This is a genomic window from Streptococcus ictaluri 707-05 (assembly GCF_000188015.2).
GTDB lineage: Bacteria > Bacillota > Bacilli > Lactobacillales > Streptococcaceae > Streptococcus > Streptococcus ictaluri.
Genome location: NZ_AEUX02000007.1, coordinates 337,497 through 362,650, shown reverse-complemented (window position 1 = coordinate 362,650; position 25,154 = coordinate 337,497). Strand labels below are relative to the sequence as shown.

The window sequence follows — 25,154 nt, the reverse complement described above, 5'->3', positions numbered from 1 at the left end:
CTCTCTACTCTTCGTCTTCTTCTTCGTCTTCTTCTTCGTTAAGATCAACTTCTTCAAAATCATCTTCTGGGATAATTTCATTTAATTCCGAGTCATAAGATTCCACTTCTGATTTTTCATCTTCTGGATCTTCTTCATCGTATTCAATCTCAGGAGATTCTTCTGCAAAATCTTCATCTTCTGGATCGTCATCACTATAATCAATAGCGTCTTCATCACCATCCATAAAGGCATTAACACGTTTTTTCTTACGTTTTGGTGCCCCATCTTCTTCATCTTCTAAAGTGATGATTTCTTCATCGATTTCGTCAATCGCATACCAAGAACGAAGTCCCCATTTGTTCTCTCCAAGTGGAATAAAAGAGCCATCCGTATTCAAATCTGTGTAGAAAAATGGCAAGGCATGACGAATGTCTGCATCAGATTTTCCAAGATAATTTTGGATGTCATTTACTAAATCACTGAAATACATCTCTTTATCACGACCACGCTCTTCTAAAATAGCACGCGCTACTTCAATCATGGAAAGTTCGCTTTTTTCTTGTCCTGCAAATACGTCTAATTTCAAGGCAGTTCTCCTTATTTTATCATTCCTTACTATTCTACGCTAAAAAAGACATTTCGTCAAAGCTTTTATCAAGCCGGTAAGTGGAAAAATTTTTTAGAATTGTCAAATTTCTATTAAGGAGAACTTACCGAGTTTCTTTTTTTAAAAAGACTGAACAAATTTTCCTTTGCTCAGTCTTGACAGATTCGGAGTTATCCTGTATCTTATGATAAAGACTGAGTAAGGGGCGTTGAAAAAGGTCTTACTCGGTAAAGCGTAGTGGTTACCGCCACTGCGCTTTTTTTGTACAATTATAGCACACTACAAATGGAATAACAAGCTTTTTTTAAGAAAAAGACACGACAAATAAGCCTACGCAAGTTGTCAAGTCAAGTGCAACCAGTTCATAGATAACTAGAGTTCCAGATGTTAAGCTGTTCGGGATAGCTCAAACAGGAATTTTGAGGATTAATATTGAAGAAGTCGTCTTGGGCGCTCATTGATGGCAGTAATATAATTGTCAAGTTCTTCAGAGGTTAGTGGATTAAGTGAGACTCCTTTAGGGACATATTCTCTGAGGAGGCCATTGAAGTTCTCGTTTTTTCCTCTCTCATGTGAAGAATAGGGATGTGCAAAGTAAACTTCAACAGCTTCTAAGTTTGAGAGTAAACTAAACTCAGAACCATTATCCGCTGTGATGGATGCAATAGGATACTGACTGATGAGATGCGTGACAGCTCGGTTAATGGTTTGGGACTGCTTGTCTTCTAGCTTAACTCCTAGTGCATAGCGTGTCTGGCGCTCTACCAAAGTCAACATAACAGCTTCACCTTTGGTTTTCTTGCCGAGAACCAAATCAATCTCCCAATGCCCAAATTCAGAACGATCATTAATATATTCTGGACGTTCTTCGATAGATTTACCTAAAGTCTTCTTATTCGTCTTCATGACTTTCTTAGAACGTTTTCTGATACTAACCATCTTAGGCAAATCGATTGGTTTAATAGCTAATACCCCCTCTTTGATATAATGATAAATCGTTTTGGTAGAGGGGACGACTTCTTCAGGATGGTTCACTTTGTAAGTCTGAACAAAACTATCCACACTATGGAGACGAATGTTAGCCGTCAAGGCAGATTCTAATTGTTCAATGAACCTAGCGGAGCAGTCATTCAACTTGAGATAAGAACTCTTTTGACGATTGGTTTCATAGACACGTTGCCCACTATCAGCGAAATAGGCGTTGAAGAAGGTTTGTTTTCCATTCTTATCCTTTACCTGTTCTACTGAACCACGTTTTATTTCTCGGCAGATTGTAGAACGGTGACGACCCAAGAGTCGAGCAATCTCAGCGGGTTTCTTTCCCATTTTAAGATAAGCAGCAATTTCACCCCGTTCTGTGGCTGAAAGATGAGAATAGGATGATTTTCTGGTAAAATTAATGTTGGACATGTTCATCTGCTTTCCATACTGAATTGGGGAATTCTAGTATATCAGACGAACATGTCTTTTTTGTTGCACTTCATTTTACAACGCGGGATTTTGAAACAATGGCAAAAATATAGCACAAAAGACTTACTTTTTAAAAATGAAGATGGCAATCCAAAAAGTATCGTTAATGTCAACAACATGCTAAATCGTATTTGGAGAAAGCATCCAGACTTCAAAAGGATAACTCCACACGGATTCAGACACACCCACTGCTCCCTACTGTTTGAAGCTGGAGCAACAATAAAAGAGGTCCAAGAAAGATTAGGTCACGAAAACATACAAACTACTATGGATATCTATACCCATGTCACACAAAAAGCTAAAAATAAAGTAGCAGATAAATTCGCATCCTACATTGGCTTTTAGAATATGGGTACCAAAATGGGTACCAAAACAAAAAAAAGCCTTCCGAAAAGTCGGAAGGCCTTATGTAATGCGATGTTAAACAATTATTTAGCTACTGGGTAAACTGATACTTGTTTTCTATTTTTTCTATCATAGTAAAATACGCTTTCTTTATTATATATGTAAGTGGTAAAATAAAAGTAATTAAGATAAGAGGTGATACAGATGAAGCACGACCATGCTTTCTCAAAACATTTTAAAGATGATATTTCGCCTGAAAAAGCCTATGCTTATTTCCACTCTCAGCCACTAGATTCAGATGAATTCAGATGTGATCAAAACTGTCCAGTTCCTGTAACTTTAGTTAATGTAAGGAATACTCCTGATAAGTGGAAAGTTCCTCCTTACTTTAAATATCGTAGTGGATATGATGACAAACATAGCAACTTGTGTCCAAATATTTCTAAAATAACTAAAGTTTCAAAACATTCTACTAAACAGCAAGCAGAACAAACTTATAAACCTTCTAAAGACATTATTATCAATTTATCTACGAGTAATCCAACATCTTATGAAGACGTTGGGAATCTTCAACAAACCTCTTCAAGTGGAAAAACCAGGCGAACATATCAATCTGATTTTGAGTCTCCAGTAGTTAAACAACGACCTACCCAGCTTTCAAAATTATCATCAACTGTCAATCAGTTCCATTCTCATCCAAATGATATCGTTAATTTTAACGGTACAGTAGCACCGCTTAAAACTTTCTTTCAAGAGTTACGATACGGAAACTATAAGCTATCATTGGACCTAAAAGTTTATCACGGTAAAGCCTTTTCCAAAAAGGTTAAGACCAAAGATGGAAAAGAATTACTATTATTAGAGCTTGATCAAAAATGCCAACTTGAAAATGTTTATTTTGAAAATCCAGCAGTTTTTATTGCGGTCGATGTTTTAACAGATACTTCTCAACAACATCGAAAACTATTGAAGTATTATCAGACCGGAGTTCCTTTTCATCTTTATGTTTGGGGAAGGTTTTTTGTGACATCTAATTCAAAAATTAGAATTTACAAAACAGATAAGTCTGATCACAAATTGTTAGGAAATCTCTATTTTGAGGACTGGTCAGAATAATATGCTTCTCTTAATTTCACAAAATATTTTTCCCAAATCTCGTAATTATCACTAAAACAAAATCTTTTATGATATTTTGTCCCAAGCGAAATCATAATGAAATCATCAACAGACAAACCTAAATAACTTTCTAACTCCTCAGCTACGGATACCAATGAATCTGAGTGAACAATCCATGCTTTTTCTTTGTTTAAAATAAGGAAACTTTTTTCCTCGCCTGGTGTTAAAAAATCATCTGGATAATCTTTACCAATAATTTCTGTCACCTTATAAGGCGCTGTTTTACCTGAGTTTACAAAAAACTTAGGATCTAATTCTAATATTTCCATGATTACACCATTTTACTTTCTAAAAGATTGATTAATAACATCTGTGTTGGGACCAATCTTACCATTTTCTTTATATGCATATCGATAAACTTTAGCAAAATTTTCCCGGACAACAATAATAGAATATGCCTTTTCTATACTATATTTTTTAACAACTTTTTGACCTTCTTTTGAGTCCACATCAACAAAAAATGTTGTGATTGGACTTTTTTTCTTTGCCTTCAAAATAGCTGTCTGACTACTTTCGCAAAATGGACACCCTTTCTTATAACAAACAATGTTATAAGTTTTTAAATCAAGAACATTAGAGTAATCATCCTGCGTCAACTGATTTTCATAATTATGTCCTATACTAAAATAGACTCCTAAACCAAGTATAATTAGTAAGCCTCCTATGCCTAAAATAATTCCTGTACGTCTCATATTTTACTCCTCAATAAAATCAAAAATACTACTCTGAACAAAATGAAATTCTGACTGTTTCCTCACTTCTTCAGTCATTTTATTACATGTCGACATCAACTTACTAAACATTAAGGGATCAAAAGATGGATAGATCTGCACGATTGGCATAAAGGGAATATGCTCTACTTTTTCTGTTTTTAAAAAATCTTGAACCTGCTTATCATTAGTAATTACTCCATCTACTCTAATAAGCGCAGGTAGACTGGTTATTACTGAGTTATCTTGATAAAAAGTTAAGCAGACATCACCTGCTTGTACTAAGTCAAATTCTGGATGATCAGAATCTATTTTAAAATAATTTACTCTAGGTTCTTGTCCAAACCCCGTCAAGTAAAACCCTCTAATAATATAATATTACCCATGGTGCTAGTTAATTTCAAAATATCTCAAATTGTAAGCTAGTATGATTTGTTCAATCCTCAATTGCAGCCCTGTCATGCCCCTAGCCAGTGTTCGTTCCATATCAAAAAGGGAACAAAGTTCTGAAAATCTAGTCTCAATGGTTCGTCTCATAGCCATTAGTTTCCAATGATTATGCTGTTTAGCCCCTTCCATATTTTGACGCAAGGGAGTCCAGAGGTGATAGCCATTTTGCTTCAACTCATCTTTCAGCTCACGGTTAAGGTAACCTAAGTCTGCTAAAATGACGGATTGTTCACACCTTTCTAGCAACTCGTAAACTGCCTTAATATCATGAACAGAGGCTGGGCTGACAACATAATTCAGGATGTAGCCTGATAAGGTCACTAGCATGTGAACCTTAAAACCGTAAAACCACATATGTTTAGAGGCGGTGTAACCAATATTAGCTATCCCATTGAAAAGTCTGACCCTGTGGTTACGAATAGATTGACAAAGTGGCAAAGGAAAGCTGTCTATAATAACAATGGTATTGGGAGAAATTTGAGTGTTCATTGCCTGACGAATCACTTGAACCAGCCAAATCAACTGTCTTGCACGCCTATTAAAGCGACTTCTTTCTAGTAATGTACCGCAGGGAAATAGCTGACAAATCCTATAAAAGTGACGTTGTGATTTAATACCTAGTTCAGCTTGTAATAGCAGTAAAACTAGAAGAGATTGGTCTGAAACTTTGGACAGACAGACGTTACGACGGTGTTTGAAGTCTTCCGGACAATAATCCTGATAAAACTGAGAACAAATTTTTGATAATTGACGCATATTCCATTGTAAGTGATGGGATTTAGCTGTATACTGTAAGTGGCTCATTTGGACTAACCTCCTGTTTGTGTAGGCACTTACAGTATAGTCCTTTTGGGCTTTTTATTGTATTTTGAGATTAACTAGTACCACGGGTAATATTGTTTTTCCATATTCTTCTCCTAACTTACTTGATGAAAACGATAAGGTGCTGCATAGTATGGTGGATAATTAGTAAACTTCTTTGTTTTTGAAACTGGCATAACAATATGACAATGACGTTGTAAATATTGGCATGCTAATCCTTGACTTTCAAAAACGATTAAATGTCCATTTTCATCACTTAAATAATCTCCTGATTCAAAACTAAAAATAATATATTTCATTTTCAAGACTCCTTTTTTCATTATTAGTTCTTTAGTAGTACAATACTAATCTCTTTACTCGTATCATAGATATAATGTAATGGCAGTTTGCGGGTTTTATCAACTACCCAATGTCAGCCTCAAATAGAGATAACTGTCTTTCTTGTTTAAGCCCATTTTTAACCCCTTCTATCACCCTTTTAGTGAATCCTATACTTTCTTCAAAGAAAGCAGCAATATTAGCAAAATAAGCCTCCTGGTGCTCTTTTTTTATCTGAATAAGAGAAAGAACAATTGCTTTAACGGAAGCTAGTCTGATTCCTCCTCCTCGTCCAGATTTAACCACAAAGAAAATTTTGCGATCAGCTTTTAGTGCTTTTAATACTTTATCTAATGATCTCTCAGGAATATTTAATTCTTCTCTGATAGCTTTTTTTGTTGTTTGAATAAATGGATCTTCTGTTTGAAAATAACCTTCCAAATAAGTCATAACATCAGCTTTCCACTCATGAAGATGGCTATGCTTGCGATCAGCACGTTTCTTTTTGAATTTATGCCACTTTTGATTTGTAAATAACTCTGAGGCTTTTAGATTCTCATTAACCCATGCTTTACATAGTAGTTTAATGTAATCTCGACTTGCTGCCTCATATCTACCCGAGTAAGCTGAAAAAATAATCTTTGAAAATTCGGCTGAGGAGAGTGGTTCGGCTAATTGTCCATTAAAATCAGCTAAAATGCTCTCACAATCCCCCTGAGAGACACCAGATGAAAAGTTGGCCAGTGCTAAAGTAAATAACACATTGTTTCTTCCCATCAGAGCCTTTTCTCCTCTAATACCTGCCTCTCTCATCAAAAGCTGGTACCAAGGTTCATCTATCTGTCTGATACCTTCAGATCCCGAAATAACCGTTAAATTAGGTTTATTGCTAGGAAAAGGTAAAGCAGACTGCTTCATTGACCAATCTAGCCACTCCTGAAATGAATAAGTATAATCAGCATGGAAAAACTCTATATTGTCCGTTCGTGGCATACGTGCAATACCAAAATGGTTGCACGTCATATCTACTGGCAATGTTTGTGCAAAATAATTTCTCAAGTTTTGCGAGATAGCCTTGGCCACCTTTACAACTCTGAATTCTGAATGCGTCGTCACATATGCTTGTCTATCCAATCCGAAATAAGCTTGATAGCCCTTGTCCGATTTTAAAATCAATGTTGGCATAAATCCTAAATCAATGGCTGCCGTTAAAATATCTCCAGAAGTCATTTCTTCAGCTGAAGAAGTAATATCAAAATCAATGTAGAATGTATTAATCTGTCTTAGATTATCTTCTGAGTGGCCACGTCTGATTCAACAAATCATACTGTCCTTTTGACAAATCAGCAAGCGATTGGCTATAGTTTTCTAAGTCTTCAATTAAGGATTCAATCTGTTGTTTAATTGCATTCATTTTATTTGTAAAAATCCTCTTTCATTTCCTGAACTATCAAGCATTTATATTGAACTCCTAAATTTCTCGGTAAATTTTCTCTAGTTTCATAATGGCCAACTTTTAAATCATCTTTATGATAAATTACTAATTTATGACTGGAAATGTAGTCTCTTCTGTTCCAGTGGTTTCGTAATCGTTTTACTGATAAAGATACTCGTTTTTCAATTTCAGGAAATTTAAAACCTAGTTTTAAGTAGGTGGTTACAATTTCATTTAAATATTCCTTATTTTCATGATTCCTGGCCCTACTACTAATAACGATTTCTTCTTTTACATCTTCTCTTAAGCTTTCTTGATACTTGATAAATAGAGACCTCATATCCTCTATCTTGTTTTGCCAATGCAGAGAGTATGGTTTCCCTGAATACTTATTTTTTAAATGTCTAACTGGTTTTTTAAACTTCATTTGAAAAATATCAAATTCACCTAAATCAGTCAGAGGATCAATAAATCCCATCGGCTCACTATTAATTAACTGTTCATATAAACTATTCTTTTTCATAAGCAGCATCCTCTAAGATAATGAAATTAATATATTTAAAATAAAGTTAATTGTTCATGCACTTCTTCATCAGCTGTAGAATTACCGTGATCAATGATTTGAAAAATTTCAAGAGTTTCAATATCTAAAATAATTTCAATACCTTCCATGTTCACTTCACCTTTCTTTGAAATTTAAGCGAACAAAAAGAGAACAGATTTCTCTGTTCTCCTTAAATTATTTTCTATTCTAAAAACTCTTACCACTTACATCAAGCCTTTGACCCTTTATTTTCAGACTTTTTCTAAAAATAAAAATAGAACCTAGAAAAGGTCTAAGTTCTATTCATTATGTCAATGACCGAAGTCAAATCATTACTTAACTTTTGCTGAACTTGTGATTACTTCAACTGCTTTTTTCATAGCAATATCGTGTTTCAACATATCAGCTGAAAGAAGTGAGCGAACTTGTTCAACTGGCATGTTGTACTCAGTTGCAAGATCATTGATTTCTTTTTCAATTTCTTCGTCGCTAGCTTCAAAACCTTCTGCTTTTGCAATTGCTTCAATAACAAGGTTGGTTTTAACACGTTTGTCAGCTTCAGCTGAATATTGGTTATGTAAATCTTCTTGAGTTGTACCAGTCAATTGGAAGTACATTTCAGGCGAGATTCCTTGACGTTGCATGTTGCCCATAAATTCATTCATTGAGCGATGCACTTCATCGTGAACCATTTCTTCTGGCAATTCAACGATTTCAGCATTTTCAACAGCCAATTCGATAGCTGCACTTTCAACAGCATCTTCGTAAGCCATTTCTTTAGCTGCTTCAAGTTCTTTACGGTATTTAGCTTTTAATTCATCAAGAGTTTCAACTTCCTCATCGATGTCTTTAGCAAGCTCATCATCAAGAGCAGGAACTTCTTTAGCTTTAACTTCATGAACTGTTGTCACGAATTTAGCATCTTTACCAGCAAGATCTTCAGCTTGGTAAGCTTCTGGGAAAGTAACATTAACTTCTACTGTGTCACCAGCTTTTGAACCAACCAATTGCTCTTCAAAACCTGGAATGAATTGTCCTGAACCAAGCTCAAGTGAGAAGTTGTCACCTTTACCACCGTCAAATTCAACACCATCAACAGAACCAACAAAGTCAATAACAACTGTGTCACCTTCAACTGCAGCTTCTTCTTTCACTACTAGTTCTGCAAGGTTTTTACGTTCTGTTTCGATTTTTGCATCGATTTCGTCATCAGAAACTTCTTTTGAAGCTTCTACTTCTACAGAAAGGTCTTTGTAATCACCAAGTTTCACTTCTGGTTTTGTAACCACTTCAGCAGTAAGAGTCCACTCTTGACCTTTTTCCATTGAAACAACATCAATTTTTGGTTGTGCAACCACGTCTAAACCAAGTTCTGAAACAGCAGCTTCATAAGCTTCTGGCAAGACAATGTTCAAAGCATCTTCGTAAAGGACTTCTTCACCAAATTTTTGGTTGAATACTGGACGTGGCATGTGACCTTTACGGAAACCTGGTACGTTCAAGTCTTTCTTAATTTTATTAAATGCTTGATCAAGAGCTGGTTTGATTTTATCTTGACCAATTGTAAATGTAATCACGCCACGATTTGTAGCTTTGTTCTCAAATGATGTAGACATTAAGTCATTTCTCCTTAAAATAATTTAGATACAGTTCATTTTAACATATTTTAAAGCGTTTTTAAAGTTTTTTATGCGTGAAAAGAAGCTATTGCTAGTCGCTTCTCACCAAAAATGCGCCCTACTATAAAAGAGCGCATTTGTTGAATGAAGAAATCTTCTTTTAACTAGCTGGGTAAAGAATAGCAACTGATCTCTTAGCGATCTCACCTTTTATCTGTTTATTGGAAACTTTATACACCTGTCCTGATAAAACATCCTTATATTCCCCATCTCTAAGGGTAGTCTCTGAAGAAATCGGTTTATTATCTATCGTTAAATTGGTTATAACAGCTCCTTTTTGACCTCTCTCAACCATTACTAATCCTTGGTCTGTACCAGCATTTCTAATATATTCTTCTTGTCCATTCATCCTATTACGAAACTGATTGATAGCTACAATAGTAGGGTCTTTGTAAAGATCACTCCCTGCATCTCCAAGCTGGCTTTTTTCGGGGAACTGAGCATCATTTCCCCCGCCACCTCCACGAGGGCGTGAAAAGAATAAAGGTGCTCCCTCTTTACGAGAGGCTACGATACCCCAACCGAGTTTGATATCTTGATCATTTAACTTAGTTGACTCTTCTTCCTTATTCGCATAAGTATCATGTGATTCAACCCATGTCACTAAATTATCTTCTGAGACGCCATCTACTTGAAAATCAATTAAGTCAGCGTCTTTTACATAACCTTGACTAATGACTTGTCGTAGAAATCTTCCATAATTAGAAGCCGTTACACTCATTAACTTACCATATTCATTTTCACAAGAAGCTCCTCCTTGAAGAATTTCTCCATATTGAAATTTTGCACCATTGTTTAAGATAACTGTCCAAAAATTGCTATTGTATTCTCCAGGTAACTCAATATGTTTGGCAGCATCATATCTAAAACCATCTGCACCTGCTGCTACAGCCCGTTTAAAATAATTATGGAGGTATTCTTGAACAGCCTTATCTTGAGTATTCCAATCATATAGCCCCAGTAAAGCTCGTTGAGTTAATTGAAAACGATCATTAAAATCTTTAATTTCAGTACTTCCATGTGTCCAATTAGGAATGGCTTTAATTTCTGCACTTACAGCATTGATATCAGAAGTAGTATGATTTAAAACAGCATCTACAATGATGTTGATTCCATACTTGTCTGCCTCCTTAGCCATAGCTTTAAATTCTTCTTCTGTCCCAAGTTGATAATTCCCAATACTGTAATCGGTAGGTTGATAATGAAAATACCAATTTTTTAAACTCTTATTACTGCCATTTCCTTCAATGACCTTATTTATAGGAGACGTTTGAATACTTGTGTAGCCAGCTTCCTTAATAGCTGGTAAATTAGCCTTGATGGTATTAAAGGACCAACACCAAGCATGTAAGATAGCGCCATCTTTCATTTCTAAAGCACTTGATACTTTATCATGAGTATCTGCTTGAACCTGATTAGTATTTAAAAAAGAAGCTGAAGTCGCTAAACTAACTGTTAGGCCTAAAACCGATAATTCTGTTAAAACTTGAGTTATGAGATGTGTCACCATAGAAATCTCTGTTCTTTTTGCAAGCGTTTACATAATTACGTAAAAAAATTTAGCTTTCTTTCCCTCCTGTTTGCAAACAATAATAGGTCCTATTGGAAATCAATATAGCATACTTATTTTAATTTTAATAGCATTTTAATTATAAAAAAATATTTGTATTAATAAAAAAATATTACTGAAAATTTCCAAGATTCACACACAGCTTATTCTTTCACAATCCACTTTAGATGAAAGTCAACTCTCTTCCCTATTAAGTAATAGCATTGAGAAAAGTGCTGACTAACTGGTTTCATTTTAAGTGCTTTTTTGATAAACTAACAAAGATAGAAAGGTTTTTTATGACAATTATAACTAACTACCTCAACCAACTGCATTTTGAAGAATTAGCAGTGGCTTTATTGACAAAAATTGGATCTTTACTGCTGCTTTTGATTTTCTTTGTCCTGTTCAAGCAACTTGTTACCTATTTATTTGAAAAGGCCATTACAAAATCCTTTTCTTATTCTCGCCAAACAGAAGCCAGGAAAAAAACCCTTTCCAAATTAATGAACAATATTCTCAATTATGTCTTATATTTTTTATTAATTTATTGGATTCTAAGCTTACTTGGCATTCCGGTATCCAGTCTTTTAGCCGGAGCTGGAATAGCAGGGGTTGCCATCGGGCTAGGAGCACAAGGATTTTTGTCTGACGTTGTCAATGGTTTTTTCATTCTTTTTGAAAATCAATTTGAAGTCGGTGATACCGTTGCTATTTCCGATATTGAAGGTAATATTTCTAGTGTTGGCATTCGGACTACCCAAATTCGTGGTTTTGATGGAACACTGCACTTTATCCCAAACCGCAGTATTACCGTCGTAAGCAACAAATCTCGGGGCAATATGCGTGCTTTAATTGAAATTCCTTTATATTCCACTACTGACCTTAGTCAAGTTACCGAAATTATTGAAGCCGTCAATGAACAAGAACTCCCTAACTTCCCACAAATTGTTGGAAAACCAAACATCCTTGGACCACAAACCAACCCAAATGGTCAATTTATTTTTCGTATTACTATTTTCACAGAAAATGGTCAGCAATTTATGATTTACCACACCTTCTACGCCTTCTATCAGAAAGCCTTGATAAAATCTGGTATTGATCTTCCAACGGCTCCAGCTATGCCACACATTAAATAAATAACATAAAAGAACCATTGGGTAAATCAGCCAATGGTTCCATTTTTTCGAATGATGTCTTCTTTGTAAGTTGCTCTGGCACCACCAATTAACTTAGGACGACTAGCCAAAGCTGTCACATGAGCACCGCCAAGCTCTCTTTGAAGCGGAATAAGAGGAACTTGAACTCTCTTTATGTGCATTCCAATAGCAGTATCCCCAATGTCTATCCCTGCATGAGCAACAACTTCTTCCACTTCAACAGGATTTTCCATTAATTTAAAGGCAGCCAATTGGCCACTTCCTCCTGCATGAAGTGTTGGCAACACATTGACAATTTCAAGATTTTTATCCAGTGCTACTTTTTCCTCAACAACCAATGCGCGATTAATATGCTCACAACCCTGAACAGCAAGATGAATCCCTCTGGATTTTAGCTCTTCCAAAAGCACACTAACAATGGCTTCGCCCACTTCTAAATTGGAGTTTTTTCCAATAAGTCCACCAGCCACCTCACTAGAGGATAGCCCCAAAACAAATAACTGATTTTTTTGAATAGCTGAACGATCCAAAATATCACTAATGATAGCCTGTGTTTGTTCTTTTAATGCCATTAAGTCCATATGACGCCTCATCTCAAATGTTTTAAACCCTTAACTAACAAATAAGCACCAAGCATTCCAACCAGATTTTGCATAGTATTTGTTAGTACTTCAGCCAAGGCAGTCCCTACTCCATACATGATAGAAGATGACAAAAAATAGACTGTTACCATAAACAAAGTAGCTAAAACTAGCATCAAGAAGCGCGATTTACCACTGAATCCTGCTAGATAACCTTGTCCGCCATGTGCTACAAGACTAATCAACATCCATTGTGGGTAACCGCTAATCAAGTCGAATAAAAATGCAGATAAGCCACCGACGACAAAAGCCTGACGACCACCAAAATAAAAAGTTGTAAAATAAATACCTACATCTAATAAAGTGGTTACTCCAGTTGGAGTAGGTAGTTTAACAAATAAACCTAAAACAAGCGTGAGTGCTGTCATAATAGCCATTAAGCTTAATTGCTGTAAGTTAGTTTTCTTCATAATGTTGTTTTACTCCGTAGTGATCTGAATGTAAAATAGCTTGATAAACAAAATCCTTAGCTAGTTTAATGGCTTCCAAAATAGAATGGCCATTGACCAAATGACTAGCAATACTTGACGCAAAGGTACAACCTGCACCAATATTATTTTGAGGTAAAATCGGATAATCAAATAAGTGAAATGCCTGTCCATCATAAAAAAGATCAAAGGCCTTATCCTGACTAAAACGATTTCCCCCTTTTATGACCACCGTTTTGGCACCTAAGTCATAGATTTTTTTAGCTGCCTGTCGCATATCCTCTAAACTTCTAATAGCTATTTGTGATAATATCTCAGCTTCCACAAGATTAGGTGTCACAATGGTCGCATAAGGAAACAGCGTGATCGTGCTTCTCTTTACAAACCAAAACAGGATCAAGTACACATGGAATAGATACTTGATTATTAAGAAAATCACGTACCTCTTTAATGCTATCTGCCGACGGTAATAATCCGATTTTAATCCCCACAAACGGTACTTCTCCAAGACTTTTCAGCTGTAAGGAAAAAACCTTCGGACCAGTCTCAAAAATCTCAAAGCCATTCTCAGAGACAGCTGTCAAACAAGTCACCGCCACAAATCCATGAAAATGATTAGCTGAGAAAGTGGCTAAGTCAGCAGACAAGCCACCACCAGAAAAAATATCATTGCCTGAAATGGCTAATAGGTACTTATTGTTCATACTGAATCTCCTTTAAGTATAATCCATTTCCTGCAGCCGTAGGACCCGCTAACTGCCTATTTTTACTTGTCAAAATCAACTTAACTTGTTCAATTGGCATCCGTCCGTTCCCAATTTTTAATAAGGTACCTACCATGTTCCTCACTTGCTTATAAAGGAAACCATTCCCCGAAAAAGTAAAAATCAAAAACTGCTTTGATGGTTCGTGACAAACACTGGCATGAGTAATTGTTCGTACCTTATTATCAACGGAAGTCCCTGCAGCTGTAAAACCAGTAAAATCATGAGTCCCAACAAGGTCCTTTATAGCATCTTCAATCCGACTAATATCCAAAGCATATGGATAGTGTGTCGCATAGTTTCGCATCATAGGATTCTTAGGACGACCAATATCAACAATAAACTCATAGGTTTTGGAGTGCTTATTGTAACGTGAATGAAAATCATTTGCCACTTCTTCTAAGCCAACCACATCAATATCATCTGGTGTCTGCGTATCAAGAGCAAATCGCAACTTCTCAATATCACACTGTGCTTCAAGATCAAAATGAATAACCTGACCGTAAGCATGAACACTGGCATCAGTTCGTCCAGCACCATGAATTTGTACAGGAACGCCACTATTAAGTTTTAATAGTGTTTTTTCAATCTCTTCTTGAACTGTACGAGCTGCACTCTGTCTCTGAAAACCTGAAAATAAGGTCCCATCATAAGAAATAATTGCTTTATATCTAAACATAGAACTATTTTATCACTAATAACGAATAAGTAGAAGTTTTTTCACTCAACTTACTCCGCCAGTAGGACTCGAACCTACGACATCATGATTAACAGTCATGCGCTACTACCAACTGAGCTATGGCGGATTAAGGCTAAGCGACTACCGTATCTAACAGGGGGCAACCCCCAACTACTTCAGGCGTTCTAGGGCTTAACTGCTGTGTTCGGCATGGGTACAGGTGTATCTCCTAGGCTATCGTCACTTAACTCTTTTGGGCACTACTTGTGTAGTCCACTCAAAATTGAATATCTATATTCTATCAAGAAACCGCCTCGCTGTCAATATTGACTTCGGTTTGGATAAGTCCTCGAGCTATTAGTATTAGTCCGCTACATGTGTCACCACACTTCCACTTCTAACCTATCTACCTGATCATCTCTCAGGGCTCTTACTGATATAAAATCATGGGAAATCTCATCTTGAGGGGGGCTTCGCACTTAGATGCTTTCAGCGCTTATCCCTTCCCTACATAGCTATCCAGCGATGCCTTTGGCAAGACAACTGGTACACCAGCGGTAAGTCCACTCTGGTCCTCTCGTACTAGGAGCAGATCCTCTCAAATTTCCTACGCCCGCGACGGATAGGGACCGAACTGTCTCACGACGTTCTGAACCCAGCTCGCGTGCCGCTTTAATGGGCGAACAGCCCAACCCTTGGGACCGACTACAGCCCCAGGATGCGACGAGCCGACATCGAGGTGCCAAACCTCCCCGTCGATGTGAACTCTTGGGGGAGATAAGCCTGTTATCCCCAGGGTAGCTTTTATCCGTTGAGCGATGGCCCTTCCATACGGTACCACCGGATCACTAAGCCCGACTTTCGTCCCTGCTCGAGTTGTAGCTCTCGCAGTCAAGCTCCCTTATACCTTTACACTCTGCGACTGATTTCCAACCAGTCTGAGGGAACCTTTGGGCGCCTCCGTTACTCTTTAGGAGGCGACCGCCCCAGTCAAACTGCCCGTCAGACACTGTCTCCGATAGGGATCACCTATCTGGGTTAGAGTAGCCATAACACAAGGGTAGTATCCCAACATCGCCTCAAACGAAACTGGCGTCCCGTCTTCAATGGCTCCTACCTATCCTGTACATGTGGTACAGATACTCAATATCAAACTGCAGTAAAGCTCCATGGGGTCTTTCCGTCCTGTCGCGGGTAACCTGCATCTTCACAGGTACTAAAATTTCACCGAGTCTCTCGTTGAGACAGTGCCCAAATCATTACGCCTTTCGTGCGGGTCGGAACTTACCCGACAAGGAATTTCGCTACCTTAGGACCGTTATAGTTACGGCCGCCGTTTACTGGGGCTTCAATTCATACCTTCGCTTACGCTAAGCACTCCTCTTAACCTTCCAGCACCGGGCAGGCGTCACCCCCTATACATCATCTTACGATTTAGCAGAGAGCTGTGTTTTTGATAAACAGTTGCTTGGGCCTATTCACTGCGGCTGACCTAAGTCAGCACCCCTTCTCCCGAAGTTACGGGGTCATTTTGCCGAGTTCCTTAACGAGAGTTCTCTCGATCACCTGAGGCTACTCGCCTCGACTACCTGTGTCGGTTTGCGGTACGGGTAGTGTATAGTTAAACGCTAGAAGCTTTTCTTGGCAGTGTGACATCACTAACTTCGCTACTTAACTTCGCTCCCCATCACAGCTCAATGTATTAGATATAAGCATTTGACTCATATCACACCTCACTGCTTAGACGTGCTCTTCCATTCGCACGCTTTAGTTAGCCTTCTGCGTCCCTCCATCACTATATACACTAGTACAGGAATATCAACCTGTTGGCCATCGGATACACCTTTCGGTCTCTCCTTAGGTCCCGACTAACCCAGGGCGGACGAGCCTTCCCCTGGAAACCTTAGTCTTACGGTGGACAGGATTCTCACCTGTCTTTCGCTACTCATACCGGCATTCTCACTTCTATGCGTTCCAGCGCTCCTCACGGTACACCTTCTTCACACATAGAACGCTCTCCTACCATTACCTCTAAAGGTAATCCACAGCTTCGGTAATATGTTTTAGCCCCGGTACATTTTCGGCGCAGGGTCACTCGACTAGTGAGCTATTACGCACTCTTTGAATGAATAGCTGCTTCTAAGCTAACATCCTAGTTGTCTGTGCAACCCCACATCCTTTTCCACTTAACATATATTTTGGGACCTTAGCTGGTGGTCTGGGCTGTTTCCCTTTCGACTACGGATCTTAGCACTCGCAGTCTGACTGCCGATTATATCTCGTTGGCATTCGGAGTTTATCTGAGATTGGTAATCCGAGATGGACCCCTCACCCAAACAGTGCTCTACCTCCAAGAGACTTAACATCGACGCTAGCCCTAAAGCTATTTCGGAGAGAACCAGCTATCTCCAAGTTCGTTTGGAATTTCTCCGCTACCCACAAGTCATCCAAGCACTTTTCAACGTGCCCTGGTTCGGTCCTCCAGTGCGTCTTACCGCACCTTCAACCTGCTCATGGGTAGGTCACATGGTTTCGGGTCTACATCATGATACTAAAGCGCCCTATTAAGACTCGGTTTCCCTACGGCTCCGTCTCTTCAACTTAACCTCGCATCATAACGTAACTCGCCGGTTCATTCTACAAAAGGCACGCTCTCACCCATTAACGGGCTCGAACTTGTTGTAGGCACACGGTTTCAGGTTCTATTTCACTCCCCTCCCGGGGTGCTTTTCACCTTTCCCTCACGGTACTGGTTCACTATCGGTCACTAGAGAGTATTTAGGGTTGGGAGATGGTCCTCCCAGATTCCGACGAGATTTCGCGTGTCTCGCCGTACTCAGGATACTGCTAGGGCTCAAAACGATTTTAAATACGAGGCTGTTACTCTCTTTGGCTTACCTTCCCAGGTAATTCTTCTATCATTTTAAAGTCCCACGTCGCAGTCCTACAACCCCGAGGAGTAAACTCCTCGGTTTGCCCTCCTGCCGTTTCGCTCGCCGCTACTAAGGCAATCGCGTTTGCTTTCTCTTCCTGCAGCTACTTAGATGTTTCAGTTCACTGCGTCTTCCTTCTCATGACCTTAACAGTCATGGATGACATGCATTACATGCCGGGTTCCCCCATTCGGACATCTCTGGATCAGCGCTTACTTACAGCTCCCCAAAGCATTTCGTCGTTTGTCACGTCCTTCTTCGGCTTCTAGTGCCAAGGCATCCACCGTGCGCCCTTATTAACTTAACCTTATTTTTGGTCTTGCGACCTAAACTCATTAAATACTTACAGCGTTTTCGGTTTATTTCTTGTTACTTTTCTACAATCATTTCTGATCGTGGAATTTGATATAGATATTCAATTTTCAATGGACTATAGATAAAACAGAAACTTGAGTTGAACTCCAGACTAACTTCTTAGGAAAATAGATAAACTTCCTTGTGTGTAAACACACTTTGTCAGTTTCCTAATTTTCTACAGAAGTTTTCGCAAGCGAACCGTCTGTTAGTATCCTGTTTTAATGGAGCCTAGCGGGATCGAACCGCTGACCTCCTGCGTGCAAAGCAGGCGCTCTCCCAGCTGAGCTAAGGCCCCACAAGACCTCTCAAAACTAAATAAGACGATAAACGTATTCCATTTCCTTAGAAAGGAGGTGATCCAGCCGCACCTTCCGATACGGCTACCTTGTTACGGCTTCACCCCAATCATCTATCCCACCTTAGGCGGCTGGCTCCTGAAAGGTTACCTCACCGACTTCGGGTGTTACAAACTCTCGTGGTGTGACGGGCGGTGTGTACAAGGCCCGGGAACGTATTCACCGCGGCGTGCTGATCCGCGATTACTAGCGATTCCGACTTCATGTAGGCGAGTTGCAGCCTACAATCCGAACTGAGATTGGCTTTAAGAGATTAGCTTGCCGTCACCGGCTTGCGACTCGTTGTACCAACCATTGTAGCACGTGTGTAGCCCAGGTCATAAGGGGCATGATGATTTGACGTCATCCCCACCTTCCTCCGGTTTATTACCGGCAGTCTCGCTAGAGTGCCCAACTGAATGATGGCAACTAACAATAGGGGTTGCGCTCGTTGCGGGACTTAACCCAACATCTCACGACACGAGCTGACGACAACCATGCACCACCTGTCACCGATGTACCGAAGTAAAACTCTATCTCTAGAGCGGGCATCGGGATGTCAAGACCTGGTAAGGTTCTTCGCGTTGCTTCGAATTAAACCACATGCTCCACCGCTTGTGCGGGCCCCCGTCAATTCCTTTGAGTTTCAACCTTGCGGTCGTACTCCCCAGGCGGAGTGCTTAATGCGTTAGCTGCGGCACTAAGCCCCGGAAAGGGCCTAACACCTAGCACTCATCGTTTACGGCGTGGACTACCAGGGTATCTAATCCTGTTTGCTCCCCACGCTTTCGAGCCTCAGCGTCAGTTACAGACCAGAGAGCCGCTTTCGCCACCGGTGTTCCTCCATATATCTACGCATTTCACCGCTACACATGGAATTCCACTCTCCCCTTCTGCACTCAAGTTCTCCAGTTTCCAAAGCGTACATTGGTTGAGCCAATGCCTTTAACTTCAGACTTAAAGAACCGCCTGCGCTCGCTTTACGCCCAATAAATCCGGACAACGCTCGGGACCTACGTATTACCGCGGCTGCTGGCACGTAGTTAGCCGTCCCTTTCTGGTTAGTTACCGTCACGTAATGGATTTTCCACTCCCATTACCGTTCTTCTCTAACAACAGAGCTTTACGATCCGAAAACCTTCTTCACTCACGCGGCGTTGCTCGGTCAGACTTCCGTCCATTGCCGAAGATTCCCTACTGCTGCCTCCCGTAGGAGTCTGGGCCGTGTCTCAGTCCCAGTGTGGCCGATCACCCTCTCAGGTCGGCTATGTATCGTGGCCTTGGTGAGCCGTTACCTCACCAACTAGCTAATACAACGCAGGTCCATCTCATAGTGAAGCAATTGCCCCTTTTAAATTTAGTACATGTGTACTTAATTGTCATGCGGTATTAGCTATCGTTTCCAATAGTTATCCCCCGCTATGAGGTAGGTTACCTACGCGTTACTCACCCGTTCGCAACTCCTTGGACTAGTGCAAGCACCAGTCCTCAGCGTTCTACTTGCATGTATTAGGCACGCCGCCAGCGTTCGTCCTGAGCCAGGATCAAACTCTCATTTATAGTTTGAACTTACTCGTTCTTTTCTGTCGCTGACAGATTTATTTCTCGTTTTTTGACGGGTAATATGTCTCCATATCACCCTCACGTTTGGTTCGTCTTATTCAGTTCTCAAAGGTCTTTATCTCTTGCGAGACAACTTCTTTATTCTATCAAATCTAAGAAAACTTGTCAACTACTTTTTTTCAGTTTCTTTCACTGACGCGTCCTCTCATCTGACAACTTTATTAGTATACTAGATCAACTTGTCTCTGTCAACCATTTTTTAAAAAAATTTTTATTTCCCGCGTTGTAAAATGAAGTGCAACAAAAAAGACATGTTCGTCTGATATACTAGAATTCCCCAATTCAGTATGGAAAGCAGATGAACATGTCCAACATTAATTCTACCAGAAAATCATCCTATTCTCATCTTTCAGCCACAGAACGGGGTGAAATTGCTGCTTATCTTAAAATGGGAAAGAAACCCGCTGAGATTGCTCGACTCTTGGGTCGTCACCGTTCTACAATCTGCCGAGAAATAAAACGTGGTTCAGTAGAACAGGTAAAGGATAAGAATGGAAAACAAACCTTCTTCAACGCCTATTTCGCTGATAGTGGGCAACGTGTCTATGAAACCAATCGTCAAAAGAGTTCTTATCTCAAGTTGAATGACTGCTCCGCTAGGTTCATTGAACAATTAGAATCTGCCTTGACGGCTAACATTCGTCTCCATAGTGTGGATAGTTTTGTTCAGACTTACAAAGTGAACCATCCTGAAGAAGTCGTCCCCTCTACCAAAACGATTTATCGTTATATCAAAGAGGGGGTATTAGCTATTAAACCAATCGATTTGCCTAAGATGGTTAGTATCAGAAAACGTTCTAAGAAAGTCATGAAGACGAATAAGAAGACTTTAGGTAAATCTATCGAAGAACGTCCAGAATATATTAATGATCGTTCTGAATTTGGGCATTGGGAGATTGATTTGGTTCTCGGCAAGAAAACCAAAGGTGAAGCTGTTATGTTGACTTTGGTAGAGCGCCAGACACGCTATGCACTAGGAGTTAAGCTAGAAGACAAGCAGTCCCAAACCATTAACCGTGCTGTCACGCATCTCATCAGTCAGTATCCTATTGCATCCATCACAGCGGATAATGGTTCTGAGTTTAGTTTACTCTCAAACTTAGAAGCTGTTGAAGTTTACTTTGCACATCTCTATTCTTCACATGAGAGAGGAACAAACGAGAACTTCAATGGCCTCCTCAGAGAATATGTCCCTAAAGGAGTCTCACTTAATCCACTAACCTCTGAAGAACTTGACAATTATATTACTGCCATCAATGAGCGCCCAAGACGACTTCTTCAATATCAATCCTCAAAATTCCTGTTTGAGCTATCCCGAACAGCTTAACATCTGGAACTCTAGTTATCTATGAACTGGTTGCACTTGACTTGACAACTTGCGAAAATTTTTATTTTGTAAAAAGCAAGCACCAAATTGGTACTTGCTTTAAGTTGAGCAGCTATTCTCCCATTATCGTTAGTTGAAAAAAGCGTTCCCTTTCTCTAGTTCTATCGAAATCAACAAAATAGAGATATCCTGTTTTGCCAAACGAAAGTTTACCCTTACTTATTGGAACAGTTTGACTAGAACTGATTAAGATTACTTTTAGATGTGCATCGCCATTCCACAAAGCTTTCTTATCACCATTTGGTAACCATTGCTCTGGATGAGGCCAAGCTTCTACTGCTTCATAGTGTTTGGGACCAGGATAGTAGTAACTATCTTTGGAAAGGTGTGGCTCAATCATTTTCTCAAGTTTCTTTGATAAGTCAAGCGAGAGGTAATCATCCCCATTGTAATCATCATGCGTGTATTCTTCATAAAAAATGGAACAGGTGGTATGTGGGCTATGAATAAGGCAGATTCCTGTTTGAATACCACTTTCTTTAATAGATTCTGCTACTAATGTTGTTATATCATGGTAGCTATCTCTAGCAGCTACTGTTTTTATAGGATGTTTTTTTGAAAAATGACCATCTACCTCTCCTTTACTGCTTGCTTTAGGGCGGCAACCATTTCTTCTAGTATTGCTTTTGGAGATGGTGCTTTGACTATGCCGCTAGTGCAGCCTGTACCATCCGCACCTGCTTTTAAGGTTATGTAAACATCCTCTGCACTACTAATACCTGCCGCTTGCATGATAAGAATATCTGGATTAACACTTTTTATGGCTTGGTTAGTTTCTTTTATATAGGATAAATCGCTTCTTTTTCCTGTACCAATGAGTTCTGTTGGTTCACACAAAATGATATCCGGGTTAAGCATAGCAATGGCACGTGCTTCCTCAACTGAATTAGCACATACAATGGCACGTGCTTCCTCAACTGAATTAGCACATACAATGGAAAGTAACCCATACCTTTTAGTTGCTTTTAAGGCTTCTACTAACTCTGCAAGTGTCAATGGCTTCTCAGCATGATTTAAGAAAACGGCATCAACCCCCGCATCCACCAAAGAAGCGGGTAGTACTTTGCCCATGCCTGCTCCAGGCTCTATGCCATCTAAATGTTGAGCTGTTACTATAATCTGTTTCGTTCTCGCTTTCATAGCAGGTAAGCTAACATAGGGTCCTGTCACAAAAATGCTGATTGTTTCCTCCACTAAGCTATCTGCTAGCTCTGCTAATTCAAGTAATGCTTCCCCATATAAGTAGGACTTAGGATTAAAGATAAAAAAGTTTGGGCAACATTTTTTTGTCATAAACTCAGCTCCTTTTTCGTTCCAAAGACCTCATAATAATGTATGAGCACTGATTTCATAGCTTCTATCATAGCTCGATTAAGGCTAGGGTAATCATAAGCGGCAGAATCACGACTTTTTTGATAGGCTGCTGCCATGACGTCAGAAAAGATGTTAATCTTAGCTATCCCTTCTTGGGAACATCGTTTTAAATTCTGATTTCCTGATGAGGAACCTCCATGTAAGACTAGTGGAATTGGAAGTTCTTGTGCTATTTCATGCAAACGTTGAAAATTAAGGTGAGGCCTTCCTTTATAAATCCCGTGAGCTGTTCCAATAGATACCGCTAAAGAATCAACTTGGGTTTCTTGAAAAAAAGCTTTTGCTACCGATACCTCAGTATAAATCGACTCTATTTTCTTGTGATTTTCTAAATTTTCATTAGCTACCACAAAGCCAATCTCAGCTTCAACAGCTACTTGATGAGACTGAGCATAAGCTACCACTTCTTTGGTTTTTCTAACATTTTTATCAAAACTATCCAAAGAAGCATCAATCATAACCGAATTAAAACCTAGTGAAATAGCTTTTTTAATAAAAGCACTATCTTGTCCGTGATCTAAATGAAGCACAATTGGTGTTTTTGCTTTTTCTTGAAAGTATCGTCCGATTGCTGCCGCCTCTTCTAGGCTAAGCCAGTCACTATGAGACTGGGCAAACGCCAATATGAGTGGCAAATCTTTTTCTTCACTTGCTTCAACGTAGGCTTTAGCACTATTAAAATCAATAAAATTCATGGCGGGAATAGCATAATGCCCTTTTTGCGCCGCCTTAAGAAGGGCTGACATACTCACTCGCATGGTTAGGCCTCGATTTCTTTTTTAACCTCTGCCCATAAGGGCTCTGTTCCTATTCCAGTTAATAAAGGCAATCCCATAATAACCTTGTCTTTGACTTGGTCAGGGACGACAGTTGTTGAAATAACAATGTCATAATCATCAATATGATTGATTTCCTCAGCAATCTTTGATTGATAAAGTTGAACCTGATCTTGGTAGCCATTTTCTTGTAGCCAAGTCTTTACTTTCCCCATCACTACTGTTGACGTTGCAATTCCAGAGCCACACATTACTAGTAATTTTTTCATTAGTTTACCTCACTTTTATTTGTTTTAGAATGATTAACCATATAAAGCCCTGCTAGAGAAATGATTAAAATCAGAGAAATAAATACCCATGGCCAATAATTAGCAGCGGCAATAAATAGTCCTGTTGGCCAAAGTCCACCTTCTGCCATAGCTGTGATACGAGAATGCCCTTCTAAATTAAATTTGGCTGCTTTAGCAGCTGAAGTTACTAGCGGAGCTGCCCAAGACGTAATGTACAAAATAGACACCATATAGAGGGAACCACCGACTACAGTTCGAATGATATTTCCTCTGAAAACTGCTGCCATCAAACACACCACAGACGGTATGGTTGCCAAGTCTCCAAACGGTAATGTTGTATTTCCTGGTAGGACTACTGCTAATAATATGGTAATCGGAACTAACAAAAGGGAACTTGATAAAACAGCTGGATGGCCGACAGATAAAGCTGAATCCATGCCGATATTGACTTCACGACCTGGGAAGCGTTTTTGAACAAAGTTATTAGCAGCCTCTGAAATAGGTGCCAAACCTTCCATTAAGACTGAAACCATACGAGGCATCAAAAGCATTACAGCTGCCGTTTTGACTCCTAGCTGAAGGGTTCCTTGCATATCATATCCTGCTAGCAAGCCAATAACGATTCCTATCATCAACCCCATTACTGTGCTTTCACCGAAAATACCGAATTTTTTCTGAATGGTTTCTGGATCAGCCTCAATCTTATTAAATCCCGGAATTCTATCAAAGAGCCAGTTCAAAGGAATAGCCACTAAAAATCCTGGAGCTGAAGTACCGTGTGGGAAAGTAATGTTAGGAAATCCATAGAAGCGTTTGATAGCTGGTGCAATAATATCTGCTAAAAGATAAATCATCACTTGATAGGTCACCATAGCGTACAAACCAAGCGCAAAACTATGGGTTACCGCATATACTAGTGACGCCACAAAAGCGGCATGCCAGAAATTCCACATGTCAACCATTAAGGTTTTTGTCCATCCTATAAACAATAATAGAATATTGATTCCAATCCCAAGAGGAATTGCCAGACTGCCTAACAAGGTTCCATATGAAATGGCTGCTGCTGCAGGCCACCCAACATCAAGAGTAGTCAGCTGAAGTCCAAAACGTTCCACCATAGCTTGAGCCGCTTTACCCAAACTACCAGACAATAACTCCACAACTAGATTTAAACCAACAAATCCAATCCCAACGATTAAGCCCGCATTGAAAGCCTTTCTGGCAGGTGTTCCAAGTAAGAGTCCGAAAATAAAAATTAAGACAGGTAGAACAACGATTGCTCCTAAATCAATAAAACTTTGCAGTATGTCAAACATAACA

Annotated in this window: 22 protein-coding genes, 2 tRNA genes, 3 rRNA genes and 3 pseudogenes; 4 read left to right on the top strand and 26 right to left on the bottom strand. The window is 39.4% G+C overall.

The features are described from left to right. Positions 1-4: 4 nt before the first annotated feature. The gene (gene rpoE / locus STRIC_RS09565) at positions 5-568 is read right to left on the bottom strand and encodes a DNA-directed RNA polymerase subunit delta (RefSeq protein ID WP_008090029.1); all 564 of its coding nucleotides are present in this window, start codon (positions 566-568) and stop codon (positions 5-7) included. 447 nt (positions 569-1,015) lie between these two features. Next, entirely contained in the window at positions 1,016-1,999 is a 984-nt protein-coding gene (locus tag STRIC_RS09560; RefSeq protein ID WP_050897404.1) for an IS30 family transposase, read from the bottom strand. A gap of 87 nt (positions 2,000-2,086) precedes the next feature. On the opposite strand from STRIC_RS09560, the pseudogene STRIC_RS12755 reads away from it, so the two are divergent. Further along, positions 2,087-2,404: pseudogene (locus STRIC_RS12755) on the top strand (tyrosine-type recombinase/integrase); the annotation flags it as partial. 204 nt (positions 2,405-2,608) lie between these two features. After that, a complete protein-coding gene (locus STRIC_RS09550; RefSeq protein ID WP_008089711.1) occupies positions 2,609-3,520 on the top strand; it encodes a hypothetical protein in 912 nt (303 codons plus the stop codon). Here the strand turns inward: STRIC_RS09550 and STRIC_RS09545 are convergent. The 10 genes and pseudogenes from STRIC_RS09545 to STRIC_RS09505 form a co-directional block, all read right to left on the bottom strand. Next, positions 3,496-3,849 (bottom strand): hypothetical protein, encoded by a 354-nt coding sequence (locus tag STRIC_RS09545; RefSeq protein WP_008090425.1) that lies wholly within the window; start codon positions 3,847-3,849, stop codon positions 3,496-3,498. The genes STRIC_RS09550 and STRIC_RS09545 overlap by 25 nt on opposite strands. A gap of 12 nt (positions 3,850-3,861) precedes the next feature. Beyond that, on the bottom strand, positions 3,862-4,272 hold the full coding sequence (locus STRIC_RS09540; RefSeq protein ID WP_008090245.1) for a hypothetical protein: 411 nt from the start codon (positions 4,270-4,272) through the stop codon (positions 3,862-3,864). 3 nt (positions 4,273-4,275) lie between these two features. Then, entirely contained in the window at positions 4,276-4,644 is a 369-nt protein-coding gene (locus tag STRIC_RS09535; protein ID WP_008089912.1) for a hypothetical protein, read from the bottom strand. A gap of 36 nt (positions 4,645-4,680) precedes the next feature. Further along, positions 4,681-5,544, bottom strand: coding sequence for an IS982 family transposase (locus STRIC_RS09530; RefSeq protein ID WP_008087066.1), 864 nt, complete (start codon positions 5,542-5,544; stop codon positions 4,681-4,683). Between the two features lie 113 nt (positions 5,545-5,657). Further along, complete coding sequence (locus STRIC_RS09525) at positions 5,658-5,861, bottom strand: hypothetical protein (protein ID WP_008089651.1); 204 nt, start codon at positions 5,859-5,861, stop codon at positions 5,658-5,660. Positions 5,862-5,964: 103 nt separating this feature from the next. Further along, positions 5,965-7,194: pseudogene (locus STRIC_RS09520) on the bottom strand (primase C-terminal domain-containing protein); the annotation flags it as partial. Next, a complete protein-coding gene (locus STRIC_RS13085; protein ID WP_407635925.1) occupies positions 7,169-7,294 on the bottom strand; it encodes a hypothetical protein in 126 nt (41 codons plus the stop codon). The gene STRIC_RS13085 and the pseudogene STRIC_RS09520, both read right to left, overlap by 26 nt. 1 nt (position 7,295) lies before the next feature. Then, positions 7,296-7,838: a hypothetical protein gene (locus tag STRIC_RS09515; protein ID WP_008090321.1), complete on the bottom strand. Its 543-nt coding sequence runs from the start codon at positions 7,836-7,838 to the stop codon at positions 7,296-7,298. Between the two features lie 353 nt (positions 7,839-8,191). Continuing rightward, positions 8,192-9,475, bottom strand: a complete 1,284-nt coding sequence (gene tig / locus STRIC_RS09510; protein WP_008090131.1) for a trigger factor — start codon at positions 9,473-9,475, stop codon at positions 8,192-8,194. 163 nt (positions 9,476-9,638) lie between these two features. Continuing rightward, a complete protein-coding gene (locus tag STRIC_RS09505) occupies positions 9,639-11,048 on the bottom strand; it encodes an alpha-amylase family protein (RefSeq protein ID WP_008089856.1) in 1,410 nt (469 codons plus the stop codon). Positions 11,049-11,386: 338 nt separating this feature from the next. Here STRIC_RS09505 and STRIC_RS09500 point away from each other — a divergent pair, with 338 nt between their 5' ends. After that, positions 11,387-12,226, top strand: a complete 840-nt coding sequence (locus STRIC_RS09500) for a mechanosensitive ion channel family protein (RefSeq protein WP_008090020.1) — start codon at positions 11,387-11,389, stop codon at positions 12,224-12,226. 26 nt (positions 12,227-12,252) lie between these two features. On the opposite strand, the gene STRIC_RS09495 is transcribed toward STRIC_RS09500, so the two are convergent. The 9 genes and pseudogenes from STRIC_RS09495 to STRIC_RS09455 form a co-directional block, all read right to left on the bottom strand. After that, positions 12,253-12,828 (bottom strand): TIGR01440 family protein, encoded by a 576-nt coding sequence (locus STRIC_RS09495; RefSeq protein ID WP_008089668.1) that lies wholly within the window; start codon positions 12,826-12,828, stop codon positions 12,253-12,255. 8 nt (positions 12,829-12,836) lie between these two features. After that, positions 12,837-13,298 carry an ECF transporter S component gene (locus STRIC_RS09490; RefSeq protein ID WP_008089607.1) on the bottom strand — a complete coding sequence of 154 codons (462 nt, stop codon included), beginning with the start codon at positions 13,296-13,298 and terminating at the stop codon, positions 12,837-12,839. After that, positions 13,285-14,020 (bottom strand): annotated as a pseudogene (locus STRIC_RS09485) (bifunctional hydroxymethylpyrimidine kinase/phosphomethylpyrimidine kinase). Before STRIC_RS09485 ends, STRIC_RS09490 begins: the two are co-directional and overlap by 14 nt. Then, a complete protein-coding gene (truA, locus tag STRIC_RS09480; protein ID WP_008089839.1) occupies positions 14,010-14,759 on the bottom strand; it encodes a tRNA pseudouridine(38-40) synthase TruA in 750 nt (249 codons plus the stop codon). The pseudogene STRIC_RS09485 and the gene truA overlap by 11 nt, the downstream one beginning before the upstream one ends. Before the next feature lie 53 nt (positions 14,760-14,812). Then, a tRNA-Asn gene (locus STRIC_RS09475) sits at positions 14,813-14,886 on the bottom strand. Positions 14,887-14,891: 5 nt separating this feature from the next. Further along, positions 14,892-15,007: ribosomal RNA gene (rrf, locus tag STRIC_RS09470) — 5S ribosomal RNA — on the bottom strand. An 89-nt stretch (positions 15,008-15,096) separates the two neighbouring features. Continuing rightward, positions 15,097-17,999 (bottom strand): 23S ribosomal RNA (locus STRIC_RS09465). A 272-nt stretch (positions 18,000-18,271) separates the two neighbouring features. Further along, positions 18,272-18,344: transfer RNA gene (locus STRIC_RS09460), tRNA-Ala, on the bottom strand. 51 nt (positions 18,345-18,395) lie between these two features. Continuing rightward, positions 18,396-19,944: ribosomal RNA gene (locus STRIC_RS09455) — 16S ribosomal RNA — on the bottom strand. Together the 16S, 23S and 5S rRNA genes with 2 tRNA genes alongside form the textbook arrangement of a ribosomal RNA operon. A gap of 367 nt (positions 19,945-20,311) precedes the next feature. On the opposite strand from STRIC_RS09455, the gene STRIC_RS09450 reads away from it, so the two are divergent. Next, positions 20,312-21,334 (top strand): IS30 family transposase, encoded by a 1,023-nt coding sequence (locus tag STRIC_RS09450; RefSeq protein ID WP_200857385.1) that lies wholly within the window; start codon positions 20,312-20,314, stop codon positions 21,332-21,334. 112 nt (positions 21,335-21,446) lie between these two features. On the opposite strand, the gene STRIC_RS09445 is transcribed toward STRIC_RS09450, so the two are convergent. The 5 genes from STRIC_RS09445 to STRIC_RS09425 form a co-directional block, all read right to left on the bottom strand. Further along, positions 21,447-21,851, bottom strand: a complete 405-nt coding sequence (locus STRIC_RS09445; RefSeq protein ID WP_407635926.1) for a YjbQ family protein — start codon at positions 21,849-21,851, stop codon at positions 21,447-21,449. Positions 21,852-21,964: 113 nt separating this feature from the next. Next, positions 21,965-22,687 carry a triose-phosphate isomerase gene (locus tag STRIC_RS09440; protein ID WP_008089707.1) on the bottom strand — a complete coding sequence of 241 codons (723 nt, stop codon included), beginning with the start codon at positions 22,685-22,687 and terminating at the stop codon, positions 21,965-21,967. After that, positions 22,684-23,526, bottom strand: a complete 843-nt coding sequence (locus STRIC_RS09435; protein ID WP_008090329.1) for a class II fructose-bisphosphate aldolase — start codon at positions 23,524-23,526, stop codon at positions 22,684-22,686. Before STRIC_RS09435 ends, STRIC_RS09440 begins: the two co-directional genes overlap by 4 nt. 2 nt (positions 23,527-23,528) lie before the next feature. After that, on the bottom strand, positions 23,529-23,813 hold the full coding sequence (locus tag STRIC_RS09430; protein ID WP_008090362.1) for a PTS sugar transporter subunit IIB: 285 nt from the start codon (positions 23,811-23,813) through the stop codon (positions 23,529-23,531). After that, on the bottom strand, positions 23,813-25,150 hold the full coding sequence (locus tag STRIC_RS09425; RefSeq protein ID WP_008090026.1) for a PTS galactitol transporter subunit IIC: 1,338 nt from the start codon (positions 25,148-25,150) through the stop codon (positions 23,813-23,815). The genes STRIC_RS09430 and STRIC_RS09425 overlap by 1 nt, the downstream gene beginning before the upstream one ends. Positions 25,151-25,154 lie beyond the last annotated feature (4 nt).